Raw genomic sequence first — 15,334 nt, forward strand, 5'->3', positions numbered from 1 at the left:
GCGCCGCGGCCTCGAAGGCTACCTAGCGCTTGGGCGACTGGTCGTGTAATGATGTAATCATGGAAACTCTCTTTGAGCACGCAGGCGGCCAAGAAGGGCTCCACAGGTTCATCGACATCTTCTATGGAAGCGTCTTGTCCGACCCGCTGCTCCAGCCATTGTTCGGCGAAGGACTTCCGCATCACGTGACACATCTGACGGCTTTCACGGCCGAGACCTTCGGCGGCCCCGACACATTCTCCAGGGAAATGGGTGGATTTTCCAGGCTGATCGACGCGCACCGTGGGCTGGGGATCAGTGAGGCGCAGCGGCAGCGGTTCGTCGAGCTGTACATGGCGGCCGCCGATCAGGCCGGACTCCCGGAAGACGCGCCTTTCCGGGAGGCTCTGCGGTCGCATGTGGAGTTCGGGTCGAAGGTGGCGATGCAGAACTCCCATGCCGAAACCGACGACCAACTCCACCCGCTCCGAGAGGTGCCGCAGTGGGGATGGCCCGAGCCGAGTTAGTTTCCACCGCCACGTCAATCGGAGCTCTCGGTACTTCCCGCCCAGGGCCCTCGCCAGCAGGGGAAGCGGCTGGCGATGGCCGCGCCGACGATGGCCGCGAGGGTGCCGACAGCCAGGCCGGGGATGAGGGCGAACTGCGCCCAGGTCCGCTTCTTCTCATTGCAGATCTCCTTGATCCGGGCCGTGTCGTTCGCCGTCTCGTCCGCTCGGTAGCGGACCAGCAGAGCCGTCTCTGAGAGCGTCAGCTCCATGATCTTCTCGTTGCTCTTATTCGGCGGGCGTGTATCGCTCACGTGTTCTACCCAAAGACGCCAACTCTTGGTAGCGTTGCGGTCACACATTGTGGTGGCAGGGGGTGGGCAGGGTGCAGGTTGGGCTTCAGGCCGTGCGGTCCACGCGTCGATGCCGCCTGGTCACCCATGACCCGATGATGGGGGCGGTGGGTGAGTAGGCTCACCGCGACAGCCTCCTGCACCGCTTACACGGCGGTGGTGGAGGCGACCGGTGAGGTCGTCGCGCAGGCGCTGCTGGTGCGGCGGGTGGCCTGGCTGACCGCTCTGGCACGCGATGTGACCGCCCGTCTGGTGGTGGCCCGGTGGAATAGGGCTGATCTGGACGCTTTAGGGTCCGGGGTGGGGCTGGACGGGCGGGTGTTGCCGTCGAAGGGCTGGATGGCTGTTCGGCGGCTGGGCTGGGGTGTGGGCCCGGAGCCGGGCGTGTACGTCTGCGATCGGGTGTTGCGGTGCGCGCAGGAGCAGGCCGCCCGCCTGTTGCGGCTGGCGCTGCACCGGCGCCGTCTGGTGGCGGCGATCGTGGCCACCTGGCCGCAGAATACGGGTGCGCGTACGGGCGCCGAGTGGCAGGCGCTGCGTGCGCTGCTGCCGGACGGGGTGAGCGCGGCCGACATCCGCAACCGGACCCGGCAGATCCGCGCCTACCTCGACGAGCATCACACCTTCCCGACCGATCTGACCGAGTTGGAGGAGCCGCCGAATGTTGCGGCGCAGGTGGTGCTGGCAGCGGCCGACCGGCAACTGCTCACCCTGGAGCGCATCGGCCACCGCGGCGCCCGGCTGCGGGTGCGGCTTCCCCTGGTCGAATCGCCCGCGTCCGCCAGGGACTGGGCCTGGCATGTGCTGCCTGTCGTCTTGCCGCCGACCGTGCCGTCGGAGGCGAGGTTGTGCGCCCCCACCTTGCGGGTGACCAAGGGTCGGGTGCGCGTCGATCTGCCGTTCCAGATCCCGATCGGCTTCGTACCCGCTACCGGTCATGTGATCGGGTGCGGCTTCGACTGGGGCGTCAACGGGCTGCTGACCGGTGTGGTGGGCCGTCTTGTGGCCGATGGGCGGGTGATCTCCGGCAGCCGGGTGATCGGCGATGGGCGGCCGCTGCTCTACGATGCGAGCGGTGATCGGGACTGGGCAGCGGCCGAGCGGATCGTCTCCCGTGGCCTGCTCGGCCAGCACGCCACCCGCACCCACCGTTCCACCGGGGTGCGCACCATCCACGCCGTCGTGGAGAGGAATGTCGTCCGCGCCCGCCGAACGCGCAGGCTCACCCGGGCGGCCCGCCGCGCCCGCCGCACCCGAACCGATCTGCACCCCCGACCGGCAGCACGCGACAGAGCCAAGAGGCGCCCCACCCCGAAACGGCCCACCAGCACCTCAGTCAACCCACGAAACAAGACGTCCAGCCGTGTGCCCGACCGGCGCACGGTGCCCGCCCCACCGCCCGCACGCGGTGGACAGCGTCCGGCGGGCCATGCACCCAAGCCGGGACGGCACCAGCCGTACCGGACAGGGCATGTCAGGAATTCTCACCATCGGACCGGCTTCCACCATGCCAAAGCCACCCCCGTGCTCATGCTCGCCAAGCACCGGGGCGGCCCAGGCCAGGCCACGCCCGCCCGAGTTACCTGACTCCTTCAGGGAACCACAGAGAATTCAAGACGCTGCCTTTCGATCTTCGTAGTGGTACTGACTGGCTGTTCGGGCCCCCAGGCGCCAACTCCGAAGCGGCCGAGCTGGTTAGCGCGCCTGTCTCATTCTTCTGTGGATCGCCTGCACATGCGAACAAAATGGACATCAAGGCAATGTGTGCATAGTTCGCCCATGTGCTTATAAAGCGTAACTCGGGGCGGTTTAATGAACCGCCACCTGATCCTAGCTGAAGATCGCAAGAGTATTGCGTGTTCTCTTCGCGTTTGCCAAAGGACGAGGTGGGTGGGTGGTTATGTCCTTGGGAATGCCGAGAGTGCCGAGTGTGACATGGACGGTGGCGGTGAGATTTATTCACGTTGGTGTTCGGGAAGGCCCTTTCCCGAATCCTTTGTGGCGGAAGATGACGCCTTTGGCTCAGGGGCTTGTGGCGCTCCCCGGCCGCGCTGGAGGGGTGTCGGAAAGTTGCGGAGTCAGAAAATTTGCTGAGCCAGCAAAGTTCTGTACTCTGGGGGCATGACCGGGCTACGCGAACGAAAGAAGCAGGCGACCCGCGACGCCCTGATGGCCGCCGCGCTCCAGCTCGCCATGGAGCGCGGCCTGGACAACGTGCGGGTCGAGGACATCGCCGAGGCGGCGGGGGTGTCGCCGCGGACGTTCAGCAACTACTTCTCCAGCAAATGGGAGGCGCTCGCCGCCCGCCACGTCGACCGGACCAGGCACTCGGCGCGGGTGCTGCGCGACAGGCCGCCGGGCGAGCCGCTGTGGGAGGCGGTGAGGCGGGCCATGCTGGCGCCGTGGGAGAACGCGGAGCGGACCATGCAGGCGCCCAGCCCTGAGATGCGGGCCGCCCTGCGGCTGCTGACCAGCGCGCCCGCCATGGAGGGGGAGTCGCTGCGGGTGCTCTTCTCCGCCGACGCCGAGCTGGCCGCGGCCGTCGCCGAGCGCACCGGCACCGACCACGAACGCGACCTCTACCCGCAGCTGGTCGCCACCGCGGTGATCACGGCCACGCAGACCGCCGTCCGCCACTGGCTGCTCGTCGAGCCCGCGGTGCCGCTCCTTCCCCTGATCGAAGAGGCGATGCGCCAACTCGCCACCGGCCTGCCCGACCCGCTCGCCACCGGCCTGTCTGACCCGCTTGCCATCCGAGTGCCCGACCCAACCGCGCAAGGAGAGCCCCAATGACCGCGGACGTCGTCATCGCCGGTGGTGGCCCCAACGGGCTGATGCTGGCCAGTGAGCTGGCCCTGGCCGGAGTGCGGCCGATCGTGCTGGAGCGCCTGCCGGAGCGGAGCCAGGCGCCCAAGGCCAACGGCATCGTCGGGCAGGTCGTCAGGCTGCTCGACCAGCGTGGCCTCTACCGGCGCTTCCTGGATGTCGCCGAGCCGCCGCGACCGATCCCGATGTTCCTGTTCGGCGCGCTGCCGCTCGACCTGGCCGAGATCGAGGGCAACACGCTTTACGCCATGGGCATCAAGCAGGCCCGCCTGGAGGAGCTGTTCGAGGATCGGGCCCGCGAGCTGGGCGTGGAGATCAGGCGGGGGCGGGAGCTGACCTCGTTCACCCAGGACGAGGCCGGCGTGACGCTCGAACTAGACGGCGGCGAGCAGCTGCGCACCCGCTACCTGGTCGGCTGCGACGGCGCCCACAGCACGGTCAGGAAGCAGGCCGGCATCGGCTTTCCCGGTGTGAACGCCTTCTCCGTCATCTCGCGGGCCGCCCACGTCGTCCTACCTGAGGCGACGATCCGGATGGACCGGGCCGAGCTGGAGCTGCCCGGCGTGGGCACGACCGCCCTCTACGCCTGGCACCGCACCGAGCGCGGCGCGTACGCCCTGCTGCCCATGAGTCCCGAGGTTCTGACGATCAGCTGCGTCGAGTGGGACAGCGACGATCCCGGCGAGGACGTCGAGATGACGCTCGGCGAGCTGCGCGAGAGCCTGTCCAGAGTGCTGGGCGTTGACATCGTGCTGGCCACCCCGCCCGGTCCGGGGCCGCACCTGCTGCGCCGCCTCAGCGGGCGCAACACCCGGATGGCTGACCGCTTCCGGGCGGGCAGGGTGCTGCTGGCCGGGGACGCCGCCCACGTGCACTCCGCGGTCGGGGCGCCGGGGCTGAACCTGGGTCTCCAGGACGCGGCCAACCTCGGCTGGAAGCTGGCGGCCACGGTGCGCGGCACGGCGCCGCCCGGTCTGCTCGACAGCTACGACCGGGAGCGACGGCTGGCCGCCGAGCGGGTCACCATGCACAGCAAGGCCCAGCTCGCGCTCATGTCGCCGGGGCCGGAGGTGACGGCGCTGCGCGAGGTGTTCGGCGAGTTGCTCCACGACAAGAGCGCACGTGGCCGGATATCTGCGCTCATGTCTGGCGCGGATGTCACCTATCCCATGGGCGCCCCGGCGCATCCGCTGACCGGCCACTTCGTACCCGACCTGGAGCTGGAGCCGGTGCCCCTCGCCACGCTCATGCGGGAGGGGCGGCCGCTGCTGCTCGACCTGGCGGGAAGCGTTCGGAAGGACGTGTGGGACGGCCGGATCGACGTGGTCACGGCCACGTGCGCGGCGCCGCCCGCCGACGCGCTGCTGATCCGCCCGGACGGGTACGTGGCCTGGGCGGGCACCCCGGACGACTCGCTGGACGAGGCTGTCAGAACCTGGTTCGGTTAACCTGATCCCGGACTCTGAGGAGGGCTCATGCCGGAGAACCTGATCTTTCGCCTGCCGCCGACGTTCGAGACGGTCGAGGAGGAACGGCGCCATCGCAAGGAGCGGCTCGCCGCCGCGCTGCGCGTCTTCGGCAAGCTGGGCTTCGAGGAGGGCGTCGCGGGACACATCACCGCCCGCGACCCCGAGCTGACCGACCACTTCTGGGTCAACCCGTTCGGCATGTCGTTCAAGCACGTACGCGTGAGCGATCTGATCCTCGTCAACCACGAGGGCAAGGTGGTCGAGGGCCGCTACCCCGTCAACGAGGCGGCCTTCGCCATCCACTCGCAGGTGCATCAGGCGCGGCCCGGCGTGGTGGCGGCCGCGCACAGCCACTCGGTCTACGGGCGCGCGCTGTCGGCACTCGGACGGGTCATCGAGCCGATCACGCAGGACGCCTGCGCCTTCTATGAGGACGTCTCGCTCTTCGACGACTACACGGGCGTGGTGACGGACCTGGAGGAGGGCAAGCGCATCGCCGCCGCGCTGGGCGGCAACAAGGCCGTCGTGCTGCGCAACCACGGGCTGCTGACGGTGGGCGACACCGTGGACGCGGCGGCGTGGTGGTTCATCACGATGGAACGCTCGGCGCAGGTGCAGCTCGTCGCGCAGGCGGCCGGGCAGGTGGTGCCCATCTCGCCGGACAACGCGGCCCTGACTCACCAGCAGATCGGCAACGACCTGGTCGGCTGGATCAACTACCAGCCCCTCCACGACCAGATCACCCGCGAGCAACCAGACCTATTCGAGTAATCCGCTTTGTTACGGTCCGGACAAACCCGTCCATCCGTTACGGCAAGCCGCACCCGCTTTGTTGCGGGCCGGACAAACCCCTTCCATCCGTTACGGCAAGCCGCACCCGCTTTGTTGCGGGCCGGACAAACCCCTTCCATCCGTTACGGCAAGCCACACCCACCGCCACCCACCGCACGTGGCTGAGGGCCTCCAGGAAAACGCCCGCTGAACCCGCACGGGGTCGGGCGCCGATACGTGCGTCTTGTTGACCGTGGCTTCCGTAGCGGGCAGCCGTCTCGGTCCCTATGACGGTCCGTGGTGGCTGAGGTCCTTGGGGGGAGACCCCCCTCCGGGGGAGGAAAGAACGCGGGCCGCGGTGGCTGGGGTCCTTGGGAGGGAGACCCCTTCCGGAGAGAGAAAAGCGGTCTGTGGTGACCCCTCCGAGGGCGCGGAAGAAGACGTCCGTGGTGGCTGGGCTCCTCGAGAGGGAGGCCCCTCCGGGGGAGTGGAAGAAGGCGGTCCGTGGTGGCTAGGGCCCAAGGAGGGGCCCCAGGACGGACGCCGTCCTAGCGGCGGAAAGTGTGGCGGTAGGTCAGTGGGGCGACGCCGACTGCGGCGTGGAGGTGTTGGCGGAGGGAGACCGTGGTGGTGAAGCCCGCTCGGCGGGCTACTTCCTCCACTCCCGCGTCCGTTGTCTCCAAGAGGTGTCTGGCGTGGTCGACTCGTTGTTTGGTCAGCCAGCGTGATGGGCTCAGGCCGGTCTCCTCGCGGAAGCGTCTGGTGAAGGTGCGGACGCTCATTTTCGCGTGTCCGGCCAGGGCGTCCAGGTCGAGTGGCTTGTCCAGGTGGGAGAGCATCCACGTGCGGGTCGGGGCGGTGCTGGTGCCCGTCGGGTCGGGGAAGGGGCGGTCGATGTACTGGGCCTGGCCGCCGTCGCGCCAGGGAGGCATGACGCAGCGGCGGGCCGCCCGGTTGGCCACCTCGGTGCCGTAGTCGCGTCTGATCACGTGGAGGCAGAGGTCCAGTCCGGCCGCCACGCCCGCCGAGGTGAGTACATCGCCGTCGTCGATGAACAGCACCGAGGGATCCAGGTCGACCTTGGGGAACAGCTGGGCGAAGTGGGCGGCCTCGCGCCAGTGCGTGGTGGCGGGGCGGCCGTCCAGCAGGCCCGCGGCGGCCAGGACGAACGCCCCCGTACAGATCGACATGATCCGCTTGTGGCCGTGCAGGGCGTCGCGCAGGTAGGGCTGGATCGTGCCGTCCTTCATCGCCCGGCCCGCGTGGATGCCGGGGACCAGGACCGTGTCGGCTGTGTCCAGGACGTCCAGGTCGTGGTCGGGCAGCACGCTGTATCCGGCCGAGCAGCGCACAGGCCGGCGGCCGGGGGAGCAGGTGACGACCTCGTAGAGCTTCTCGCCGGTCGCCGACTCCGCCGACCAGAAGACCTGGCCGGGAACGCCCAGGTCGAGAGGGGCGAAGTGGTCGAGAACGAGGACCGCGACGCGATGGGCCATGGCCGAATTCTTTCACATATTGGCTATCCGGCCACTCGCGGCCATAGGTGCGGATAAATCAGGATTAGCGGATGACCATAAGCACCACCCCCCGGACCAGGCGGCTGCATCGGGCCTGGTTCGTCGCGGCCGTCGCGTTCGTGGCCATTCTCGGCGCGGCCGGGTTCCGTGCCACTCCCGGCGTGCTGATCACGCCGCTCCAGGCGGAGTTCGGCTGGACCAAGGGCACGATCTCGCTCGCGGTGTCGGTCAACCTGGTGCTCTACGGCCTGACCGCGCCGTTCGCGGCCGCCCTGATGGACCGGTTCGGGATGCGGCGGGTGGTGTCGCTCGCGCTGCTGCTGGTGGCCATCGGCAGCGGGCTCACGGTGCTGATGACGGCGAGCTGGCAGTTGCTGCTGTTCTGGGGCGTGTTCGTCGGGCTGGGTACGGGGTCCATGGCGCTGGTGTTCGTGGCGACGGTGACCGACCGGTGGTTCGTCAAGCACCGTGGTGTCGTCACCGGCCTGCTCACCGCGGCCGGCGCCACCGGCCAGTTGATCTTCCTGCCGGTGCTCGCCCAGCTGGCCGAGGGGCCGGGGTGGCGGGTGGCCTCGCTGACCGTGGCGGGGGCCGCGCTGGCGGTGGTGCCGTTCGTGTGGTGGCTGATGCGCGACCATCCGGAGGACGTGGGCACCACGGCGCTGGGGGCGGAGCCCGGCACGGTCCGTACCCTGCCCGTCCACCAGAACGCGGCCGTGCGGGCGCTCACGGTGCTCAGGTCGGCGGCGCGGACCCGGGCGTTCTGGTTCCTGGCGGGCGGCTTCGCCATCTGCGGCGCCAGCACGAACGGCCTGGTCGGCACCCACTTCATCCCCGCCGCGCACGACCACGGCATGGCCGAGCCGGTCGCGGCGGGGCTGCTCGCGGTGATCGGGATCTTCGACATCGCGGGTACGGTCGCCTCCGGCTGGCTCAGCGACAAGGTGGATCCGAAGATCCTGCTCGGCGTCTACTACGGGCTGCGCGGGCTGTCGCTGATGGTGCTGCCGGGGCTGTTCGCGGCCACGACCCAGCCCAGCATGCTGATCTTCATCGTGTTCTACGGGCTGGACTGGGTGGCGACCGTGCCGCCGACCGTGGCGCTGTGCCGCCGGATCTACGGGGCGGACGGCGCGGTCGTGTTCGGCTGGGTGTTCGGCTCGCACCAGGTCGGCGCCGCGTTCGCCGCCGTGGGCGCCGGGCTCACCCGCGACCACCTGGGCGCTTACGACCTGGCCTGGTACGTCTCCGGCGCCCTCTGCCTCCTGGCCGCCGGCATGTCCCTGGCCATCGGGCATGCTAAAGGGCGATGAGTGACGCAGAATTGATGGTCCTGCCGCTGGTGGTCAGGATCGAGAGAGCGACGCCGCCGGAGCGTACCGACGCTTTGGAGGCGGCCGCGACGGCCGTGCTGAGCCTGCTCGACGACCCCGGGGAGTGGGGTGCGGAGCTGCACGCCTGGCAGTCCACCGGCAAGATCCGCAAGGTCGTGCGCCGGGCCAGGGGCGCCGAGTGGCGCCGGGCGCTGGCGCTGCCCGGCCGTACCATCGAGCACCGTACGGCCGAGGTGCGCGTGCACCCGCCCGTGCCGCTCGACGACTGGCCCAGAGACCTCGCCCGGTTGCAGGTGTCGGGCACCGAGCTGACCGACACCGGCGACCTCGCGCCCGCCGAGCCGCCGATCCTGTGGGCCAACCCCGGGCTCGCCATGTCGGCGGGCAAGGCCATGGCCCAGGCCGGGCACGCCGCCCAGCTCGCCTGGTGGGCCAGCGACGAGGCCGAACGCGCCGCGTGGCGGGCGGCCGGGCTTACCGTGACGGTGCGCACCGCGGCGGCGGGCGACTTCCAGGCGAAGGTGGCCGCGGGGCTGCCCGTGGTGCGGGACGCCGGGTTCACCGAGATCGAGCCGGGGTCGTGCACATTCGTCGCCGACGCGCCGTGGCTGTATGGGCGGGTCGCCCAGTCGTGACGGGCGCCACCTCTCGATCAGGGCGGTTGTGACGGACGGTCGCGACGGGCGCTAGATTTCGATCACGTCGGCCAGGACGCCGCCCGCCGGGGTGATCCGGGCGGGCGACGGGCTGTCGTAGACGATCATCAGCCTGCCGTCCGCCAGCACGGCCAGCCCTTCGGGGTGGTCGCAGCCGATGCCGTACGGCAGCTCGGCGACCGTCTCCAGCTCGTCCGCCGCGACCACCTCGCCCGCCCTGTGGACCCGCCAGCGCAGCACGCGCACCGGCCCGTCGAGGCTCATGCTCGGTCCGGCCAGCAGTAGCACGTCGCGGCCGTACGGGCACAGGTCCCGCACGCCCAGCCCGCCCAGGTCCAGGAAGTGCTTGCGGTGCGGCTCGCGCAGCCGCAGCCGGCCCGGCTGGCTCTCGACGGGCCTGATCTCCAGGACCACCGCCCAGCCGCGCAGCACCGGGCCACGGAGCCCCAGGTAGACCCGCTCGTCCAGCACCGCGATGCCCTCGATGTCGAGGCCGTTGTCCTTGCCGGGCAGCGCGAGGAACGGCGCGAGGTGCGGGTCGTCCTCCAGATGGGCGGCGATGTTGTCCCGGCCCGAGAGGATCGCGCCCGGCAGCGGGGCGTTGGTGGCTGGGTTGAGCGGCAGGCGTACCAGGATGAAGCGGTTTTCCTCACGGACCACGGTCGCCAGCCGTTTGACGGCCTTGGCCGGGTCCTTGGCCGACTTGATCCGGCGGCGCTTGAGACTGTGCGAGCCGACGGCCCACAGGTGGCCGTCAGCCCTGGCCAGGCCCTCGATGTCCGCCTCGTCCTCGGGTCCCGCGGGCAGCCCTACGTAGTCGGCCAGCCGGAAGGTGCGCTGACCCGCGTAGTTCACGCCGGTCCAGGCCAGATGCTCGATGGTGGCGGTCTCGTCCCCGGCCAGCCACAGACCGCTGCCGTCGTGCCGTAACGCGGAGAGATTCGTGTGCGTTTGGGAGGCTTGCGAGGCCGGGTCGAATCGGAGCTCCACCTGTTCCACGAAGCCATGATGACACTTCGGCCGCTTCATAAGCGGAATGGCGGGATTTGTCGTACGCTCCCGATCGTGCTCGATGGGGATGATGGGACCGAAGGTTCCCGTGTGAGAACTGCTGCCAGGCCGGGAACCCCTGTTTCTTCACCCAGGCGATCCCGCATCGGCGATCTGCGGATGCGGGATGTATACCGGGGGCTCGCAGTCGTGACCGCGGTGGCGGTCGTCACTGTCACGCTGGTCATGCTGCTCCCGTCGCGGCCGGACGAGGTCGCCGCACGGCCGGTTGCCGCGCCATCGACCGTGCCGACCTCGTCCGCGCCGCCCCCCGCCACAGCCTCGTCGGAGCCGTCGGTGTCTCCCTCGCCGGTGGACTCCGCCGAGGCGGCCGCTCCCCGCGCCACACCGACTCCCGGCTCGACCATCGCGCCCGGATACACCGCCATGGAGGCCCTGTACGCCGACCCCCGGGTCCCCAAGCTGCCGAAGAAGGTCGCGCGGCTGAAGATGACCAAGCCCGGCAAGGGAGTGATCAAGGACCGGCGGACCGGCCTGATCGTGCCCAGGCTCGGCAAGCCGTGGAAGGCGCATCGCGCGGCGCCGTTCACCAGCAAGCAGGTGCTCCCGCTCAAGCGCGGCTCGAACCAGCGGGGCATGCTCGTCACCTGCCCGCTCCCGATCGAGGAGCAGAAGTCGGCGCGTGACACCGCGCTGCTCGCCGCCCGCTGGACGCTCAACCACCACCCTAAGGGCGCCCGGATCCGCTGGCTGGTCTCCCAGCCGATCAAGCGCGGCTGGCTGCTCGCCTACCAGGTCAGGTACGGCAAGCACGTCTCGCGGGCGGCCGTGGTCGTGCTCGACGGGGGAATGGCCAAGCCGGGGCTGGCGTTCGTGACAGTGCCGGAGTCGCAGCGGACCAGGTGGCGTGACATCACGCGCGTGGTTTCCGGGGTGCGTGTTCTAGGCTAGAAGATCATGTACGGCGATATGGGGGAGTGACGCCGTGGAACGCCCAGGTCAGCCGAAGGCGCCTGACAAACGCTCAGGACAGCCGCAGGCGCCTGACAGAGACAAGCCCAAGCCGCCCTGGCGCGCGGAAGGGCTGCCCGGCTCGTCCGGCGGTGGTCGCCCGAAGATCAACTGGTGGCGCTTCGTCGTCACGCTGCTCGTCGTGTACGCGGCGTTCTTCCTGGTCTCGTCCTTCTTCGACTCCGGCTCCGTCGAGACGGTGTCCTACACCGAGTTCACCAAGCAGGTGACCTCGAAGAACGTCAAGGACATCTACGCCACGGGCCTGTCGGTCGAGGGCGATCTGCGGGCCGCGGCCAAGGATCCCGACAGCGGCAACAAGTCGTACACGAAGTTCAAGACGGAGATCCCCGCCTTCGCCAACAACGACCAGCTCTACCAGCAGTTGGAGAGCTCCGGGGTCAACATCAAGGCCGACCCGATCAACGGCGGGCGCGGCTTCTTCGTCAACCTGCTGCTCTCCCTGCTCCCCGTTCTGCTGCTGGCCGGACTCTGGATCTGGGTCATGCGCCGCGGCGCCAGCATGATGGGCGGCGGCGGGCTGAGCGGCCTCGGCCGGTCCAAGGCGGCCAAGCCGGTCGAAGCGGGTCAGATGCGGGCCACGTTCGCGGACGTGGCGGGCATCGACGAGGTCGAGAACGAACTCGTCGAGGTCGTCGACTACCTGAAGGACCCCGACAAATACCGCAGGCTCGGCGCCAAGCTGCCCAAGGGCGTGCTGCTCGCCGGTCCTCCCGGCACCGGCAAGACCCTGCTGGCCCGCGCCGTGGCCGGTGAGGCGAACGTGCCGTTCTTCTCCGCCAGCGCGTCGGAGTTCATCGAGATGATCGTCGGCGTGGGCGCGTCACGGGTACGCGACCTGTTCGAGGAGGCGCGCAAGGTCGCTCCCTCGATCGTGTTCATCGACGAGATCGACGCCATCGGCCGGGCCAGGGGCGGCGCCGGCGGCATCGGCGGGCACGATGAGCGCGAGCAGACGCTCAACCAGATCCTCACCGAGATGGACGGCTTCTCCGGCGTCGAGGGCGTCATCGTCATCGGGGCCACGAACCGGCCGGAGATCCTCGACCCGGCTCTGCTGCGGCCGGGCCGGTTCGACCGCACGGTGCAGGTGGGGTTGCCCGACGCCGCCGGCCGTACCGCGATCCTGGCCGTACACAGCAGGAGCGTACCGCTCGACGGCGAGGTCAGCCTCGACCAGATCGCCAAGACCACGCCCGGCATGACCGGCGCCGACCTGGCGAACCTCGTCAACGAGGGCGCGCTCCTGGCCGCCAAGCGCGGCAAGGAGAAGGTCGGCATCGCCGACTTCGCCGACGCGCTGGAGAAGCTGCAGCTCGGCGCGGCGCGCAGCATCGTGATGCCGGAGGAGGAGCGCACCAGGACCGCCTTCCACGAGGCCGGTCACGCGCTGCTCGGCATGCTGCAGCCGGGCGCCGACCCGGTCAGGAAGATCTCGATCATCCCGCGCGGGCGGGCGCTGGGCGTCACGCTGTCCACGCCCGACACCGATCGTTACGCCTACGACGAGCAGTATCTCCGCGGGCGCATCACCGGCGCGCTCGGCGGGATGGCGGCCGAGCAGGTGGTGTTCGGCGTGATCACCACCGGCGCCGAGAACGACCTGGAGCAGGTCACCATGATCGCCCGTGGCATGGTCGGGCGCTGGGGCATGTCGGAGAAGGTCGGGCCGCTGACCATCCTGCCCAGCGACGGCCAGCCGCCGCAGGCCTCGCCCGCCATGCTCGCCACCGTCGACGAGGAGGCGCGGCGGATCGTGGACGAGTGCTACGAGCGCGCGCTGCGCGTCCTCGGCGAGAACCGCGACAAGCTCGACGCCATCGTCGCCGCCCTGCTGGAGCACGAGACGCTGGACGAGGCGAGCGCCTACGCCGCCGCCGGGCTTTCCGGGGACTTGGGCAAGCCCGTAACGTAAATTGAGGCCGCGCCGGGCAGGTCTCCGATGTGACACTCAACGACGAGCTTCTCGCAGAGCTCGGCGATGCCGGGCTGGAGGAGGTCGCCGGGCTGCTCGGCACGGACACCGCAACGGCCCGTATCGTGCTCACGACGGTGTCCGGCACCATCATCGGCGGCCTGGCGCGCAACGCCGCGCACCCTGAAGGTGCGGAGGCGCTGCGCGCCGCCCTCGACGACCATGTGGACGCCGACCCGTTCAACGGCGACGTGGCGTCGCTGTCGCGTGACGGGCAGAGCATCCTGGGGCACGTACTCGGCGGGCAGGGCACCGAGCAGGCGGCCGACGGGTTGTCACGGCTGGTGGGGGTCGACGGCCGCACGATCATGAGGTTGCTGCCGCTGATCGCGCCCATGATCATGTCGCTGCTGGCCGGGCGGGCGACTCGCGGGCGGATGGAGGCCGGGGCCGTCGCCGACGTCCTGAACCAGGAGAGCGCCACCCTCCCCGCCGAGCTGGCCGAGCTGCTCGGCGCGATCTTCGACGGGGACTCCATGGACCTACCCGGCCAGCCGAACTTCGACCGCTGAACGGTAAGCTGGTGCGGTGATCATCCTGGCTTCAGCGTCCCCTGCCCGGCTGGCCCTGCTCCGCAGCGCCGGACTCGACCCCAAGGTGATCGTCAGCGGCGTCGACGAGGAGCCATACACCGCCTACTCGCCCGCCGCGCTCGCCCTTGAGCTCGCCAAGGCCAAGGCGTCGGCGGTCGCGAGCGGGCTCGACGAGGGCCTGGTCATCGGCTGCGACTCGATCCTGGAGCTCGACGGCAGGCCGTACGGCAAGCCGGCCACGGCCGAGGAGGTCGTCGAGCGGTGGCGGATGATGCGCGGCCGGACCGGACGCCTGGTGACCGGCCACTGCGTCATCGACGTCCCCGCCGGCCGGCAGGTGGCCGAGGTGGCCAGCACCGTGATCCGCTTCGGCATGCCGTCCGACGAGGAGATAGCCGCCTACGCCGACACCGGCGAGCCGCTGGGCCTGGCCGGGGCGTTCAGCATCGAGGGGCGGGGCGGCTGGTTCGTCGAGGGCATCGAGGGCGACCACGGCAACGTGCTCGGCATCTCGCTGCCGCTGATCCGCGACCTTTTCGGCGAACTGGGCTACGCGGTGACGTCGTTCTGGCGCTAGCGTGCCGGGCATGCGATCAGTACGCGACTTCTTGGCGGGCGTCGGCTTCTTCCTTCAGGGTGTGGGCTGGGTCGCCAAGAATGGCCGGTGGTGGCTGTTCGGGTTGATCCCGGCGCTGCTGGCCTTTGTCGTGTACGTGGTGGCGTTGATCTTCCTCGGCACGAACGCGTCGGATATGGCGGAATTTCTTACGCCGTTCGCCGACACGTGGGGGTGGCGGGACCTCTTCCGTACGCTGATCGGGATCGCGCTGGTCCTCGGCGGGCTGGCGCTGGCGGTGCTGACCTTCACGGCGCTCACGCTGGCGATCGGGGAGCCGTTCTACGAGAAACTGTCCGCCACGGTGGATCCGCTGCCGGGGGCGGAGGAGCAGCCGTGGTGGCGTACCTTGCCTCGGTCTCTGCGGGACAGTCTGGTGACGCTGGGCTATGTGCTGCTTTTCACCGTGCCGCTGTTCTTCCTGGGATTCGTGCCGGTGGTCGGGCAGACGGTGGTGCCGGTGCTGGGGGCCATGGTGTCCGGGTTCTTCCTGACGGTGGAGCTGACCACGCTGGCGCTGGAACGGCGGGGGATGGGGCGTAAGGGGCGGTTCGCGCTGCTGCGGGGGAACAAGGCGGGGGCCTTGGGGTTCGGGGTGGTGGTGTTCTTGCTGTTCTTGGTGCCTTTTGTGGCGGTCGTGGCGATGCCGGCGGGGGTGGCGGGGGCGGCCCTGTTCGTCCGCGACCGCCTGGCCCCAACTCCCACCCCCTGACGTTCCGTTATCCCCAGAACGCGGTTCGGCGCATCCGGGACCCC

The 15,334-nt window shown here is 69.9% G+C and carries 15 protein-coding genes; 12 read left to right on the forward strand and 3 right to left on the reverse strand.

Going from position 1 to position 15,334, the window contains the following annotated elements; translation table 11 throughout:
• Positions 1-29 precede the first annotated feature (29 nt).
• Positions 30-506, forward strand: coding sequence for a group II truncated hemoglobin (locus AB0J16_RS53710; RefSeq protein WP_358555220.1), 477 nt, complete (start codon positions 30-32; stop codon positions 504-506).
• Between the two features lie 14 nt (positions 507-520).
• On the opposite strand, the gene AB0J16_RS53715 is transcribed toward AB0J16_RS53710, so the two are convergent.
• Positions 521-757 (reverse strand): hypothetical protein, encoded by a 237-nt coding sequence (locus AB0J16_RS53715; RefSeq protein ID WP_358555223.1) that lies wholly within the window; start codon positions 755-757, stop codon positions 521-523.
• A 192-nt stretch (positions 758-949) separates the two neighbouring features.
• On the opposite strand from AB0J16_RS53715, the gene AB0J16_RS53720 reads away from it, so the two are divergent.
• The 4 genes from AB0J16_RS53720 to AB0J16_RS53735 all read left to right on the forward strand — a co-directional run bounded on the left by AB0J16_RS53720 (position 950) and on the right by AB0J16_RS53735 (position 5,904).
• On the forward strand, positions 950-2,425 hold the full coding sequence (locus tag AB0J16_RS53720; RefSeq protein WP_358555226.1) for a hypothetical protein: 1,476 nt from the start codon (positions 950-952) through the stop codon (positions 2,423-2,425).
• Between the two features lie 534 nt (positions 2,426-2,959).
• On the forward strand, positions 2,960-3,631 hold the full coding sequence (locus AB0J16_RS53725) for a TetR family transcriptional regulator (RefSeq protein WP_358555229.1): 672 nt from the start codon (positions 2,960-2,962) through the stop codon (positions 3,629-3,631).
• Entirely contained in the window at positions 3,628-5,112 is a 1,485-nt protein-coding gene (locus AB0J16_RS53730; protein WP_358555232.1) for an FAD-dependent monooxygenase, read from the forward strand. Before AB0J16_RS53725 ends, AB0J16_RS53730 begins: the two co-directional genes overlap by 4 nt.
• A gap of 27 nt (positions 5,113-5,139) precedes the next feature.
• Entirely contained in the window at positions 5,140-5,904 is a 765-nt protein-coding gene (locus AB0J16_RS53735) for a class II aldolase/adducin family protein (RefSeq protein WP_358555235.1), read from the forward strand.
• A gap of 548 nt (positions 5,905-6,452) precedes the next feature.
• Here AB0J16_RS53735 and AB0J16_RS53740 read toward each other — a convergent pair.
• The gene (locus tag AB0J16_RS53740) at positions 6,453-7,400 is read right to left on the reverse strand and encodes a DJ-1/PfpI family protein (RefSeq protein WP_358555238.1); all 948 of its coding nucleotides are present in this window, start codon (positions 7,398-7,400) and stop codon (positions 6,453-6,455) included.
• A 71-nt stretch (positions 7,401-7,471) separates the two neighbouring features.
• Between AB0J16_RS53740 and AB0J16_RS53745 the strand changes: the two genes are divergently transcribed.
• Together AB0J16_RS53745 and AB0J16_RS53750 are read left to right on the forward strand one after the other, a co-directional pair.
• A complete protein-coding gene (locus tag AB0J16_RS53745; RefSeq protein WP_358555241.1) occupies positions 7,472-8,734 on the forward strand; it encodes an MFS transporter in 1,263 nt (420 codons plus the stop codon).
• Complete coding sequence (locus AB0J16_RS53750) at positions 8,731-9,390, forward strand: peptidyl-tRNA hydrolase (protein WP_358555244.1); 660 nt, start codon at positions 8,731-8,733, stop codon at positions 9,388-9,390. The genes AB0J16_RS53745 and AB0J16_RS53750 overlap by 4 nt, the downstream gene beginning before the upstream one ends.
• Positions 9,391-9,441: 51 nt before the next feature.
• Here the strand turns inward: AB0J16_RS53750 and AB0J16_RS53755 are convergent, their stop codons facing one another.
• Positions 9,442-10,410: a DUF3616 domain-containing protein gene (locus AB0J16_RS53755; protein WP_358555247.1), complete on the reverse strand. Its 969-nt coding sequence runs from the start codon at positions 10,408-10,410 to the stop codon at positions 9,442-9,444.
• A gap of 171 nt (positions 10,411-10,581) precedes the next feature.
• Between AB0J16_RS53755 and AB0J16_RS53760 the strand changes: the two genes are divergently transcribed.
• From AB0J16_RS53760 to AB0J16_RS53780, 5 genes are read left to right on the forward strand one after another with little or no spacing between them, the layout of a single operon-like run.
• Positions 10,582-11,373, forward strand: a complete 792-nt coding sequence (locus AB0J16_RS53760) for a hypothetical protein (protein ID WP_358555250.1) — start codon at positions 10,582-10,584, stop codon at positions 11,371-11,373.
• 34 nt (positions 11,374-11,407) lie between these two features.
• The gene (ftsH, locus tag AB0J16_RS53765) at positions 11,408-13,369 is read left to right on the forward strand and encodes an ATP-dependent zinc metalloprotease FtsH (RefSeq protein ID WP_358555253.1); all 1,962 of its coding nucleotides are present in this window, start codon (positions 11,408-11,410) and stop codon (positions 13,367-13,369) included.
• Positions 13,370-13,398: 29 nt separating this feature from the next.
• On the forward strand, positions 13,399-13,941 hold the full coding sequence (locus tag AB0J16_RS53770; protein WP_358555256.1) for a DUF937 domain-containing protein: 543 nt from the start codon (positions 13,399-13,401) through the stop codon (positions 13,939-13,941).
• Positions 13,942-13,957: 16 nt separating this feature from the next.
• The gene (locus tag AB0J16_RS53775) at positions 13,958-14,539 is read left to right on the forward strand and encodes a nucleoside triphosphate pyrophosphatase (RefSeq protein WP_358555258.1); all 582 of its coding nucleotides are present in this window, start codon (positions 13,958-13,960) and stop codon (positions 14,537-14,539) included.
• 10 nt (positions 14,540-14,549) lie between these two features.
• A complete protein-coding gene (locus tag AB0J16_RS53780; RefSeq protein WP_358555261.1) occupies positions 14,550-15,290 on the forward strand; it encodes an EI24 domain-containing protein in 741 nt (246 codons plus the stop codon).
• Positions 15,291-15,334 lie beyond the last annotated feature (44 nt).

Origin of the sequence: Nonomuraea sp. NPDC049750 (assembly GCF_040659625.1) — a bacterium.
Lineage (GTDB): Bacteria > Actinomycetota > Actinomycetes > Streptosporangiales > Streptosporangiaceae > Nonomuraea.

Coding starts and splice junctions, on each gene's coding strand:
- AB0J16_RS53715 (WP_358555223.1), bottom strand. CDS start 757: ATGGAGCTGACGCTCTCAGAGACGGCTCTGCTGGTCCGCTACCGAGCG.
- AB0J16_RS53725 (WP_358555229.1), top strand. CDS start 2,960: ATGACCGGGCTACGCGAACGAAAGAAGCAGGCGACCCGCGACGCCCTG.
- AB0J16_RS53730 (WP_358555232.1), top strand. CDS start 3,628: ATGACCGCGGACGTCGTCATCGCCGGTGGTGGCCCCAACGGGCTGATG.
- AB0J16_RS53735 (WP_358555235.1), top strand. CDS start 5,140: ATGCCGGAGAACCTGATCTTTCGCCTGCCGCCGACGTTCGAGACGGTC.
- AB0J16_RS53740 (WP_358555238.1), bottom strand. CDS start 7,400: ATGGCCCATCGCGTCGCGGTCCTCGTTCTCGACCACTTCGCCCCTCTC.
- AB0J16_RS53745 (WP_358555241.1), top strand. CDS start 7,472: ATGACCATAAGCACCACCCCCCGGACCAGGCGGCTGCATCGGGCCTGG.
- AB0J16_RS53750 (WP_358555244.1), top strand. CDS start 8,731: ATGAGTGACGCAGAATTGATGGTCCTGCCGCTGGTGGTCAGGATCGAG.
- AB0J16_RS53760 (WP_358555250.1), top strand. CDS start 10,582: ATGCGGGATGTATACCGGGGGCTCGCAGTCGTGACCGCGGTGGCGGTC.
- AB0J16_RS53780 (WP_358555261.1), top strand. CDS start 14,550: ATGCGATCAGTACGCGACTTCTTGGCGGGCGTCGGCTTCTTCCTTCAG.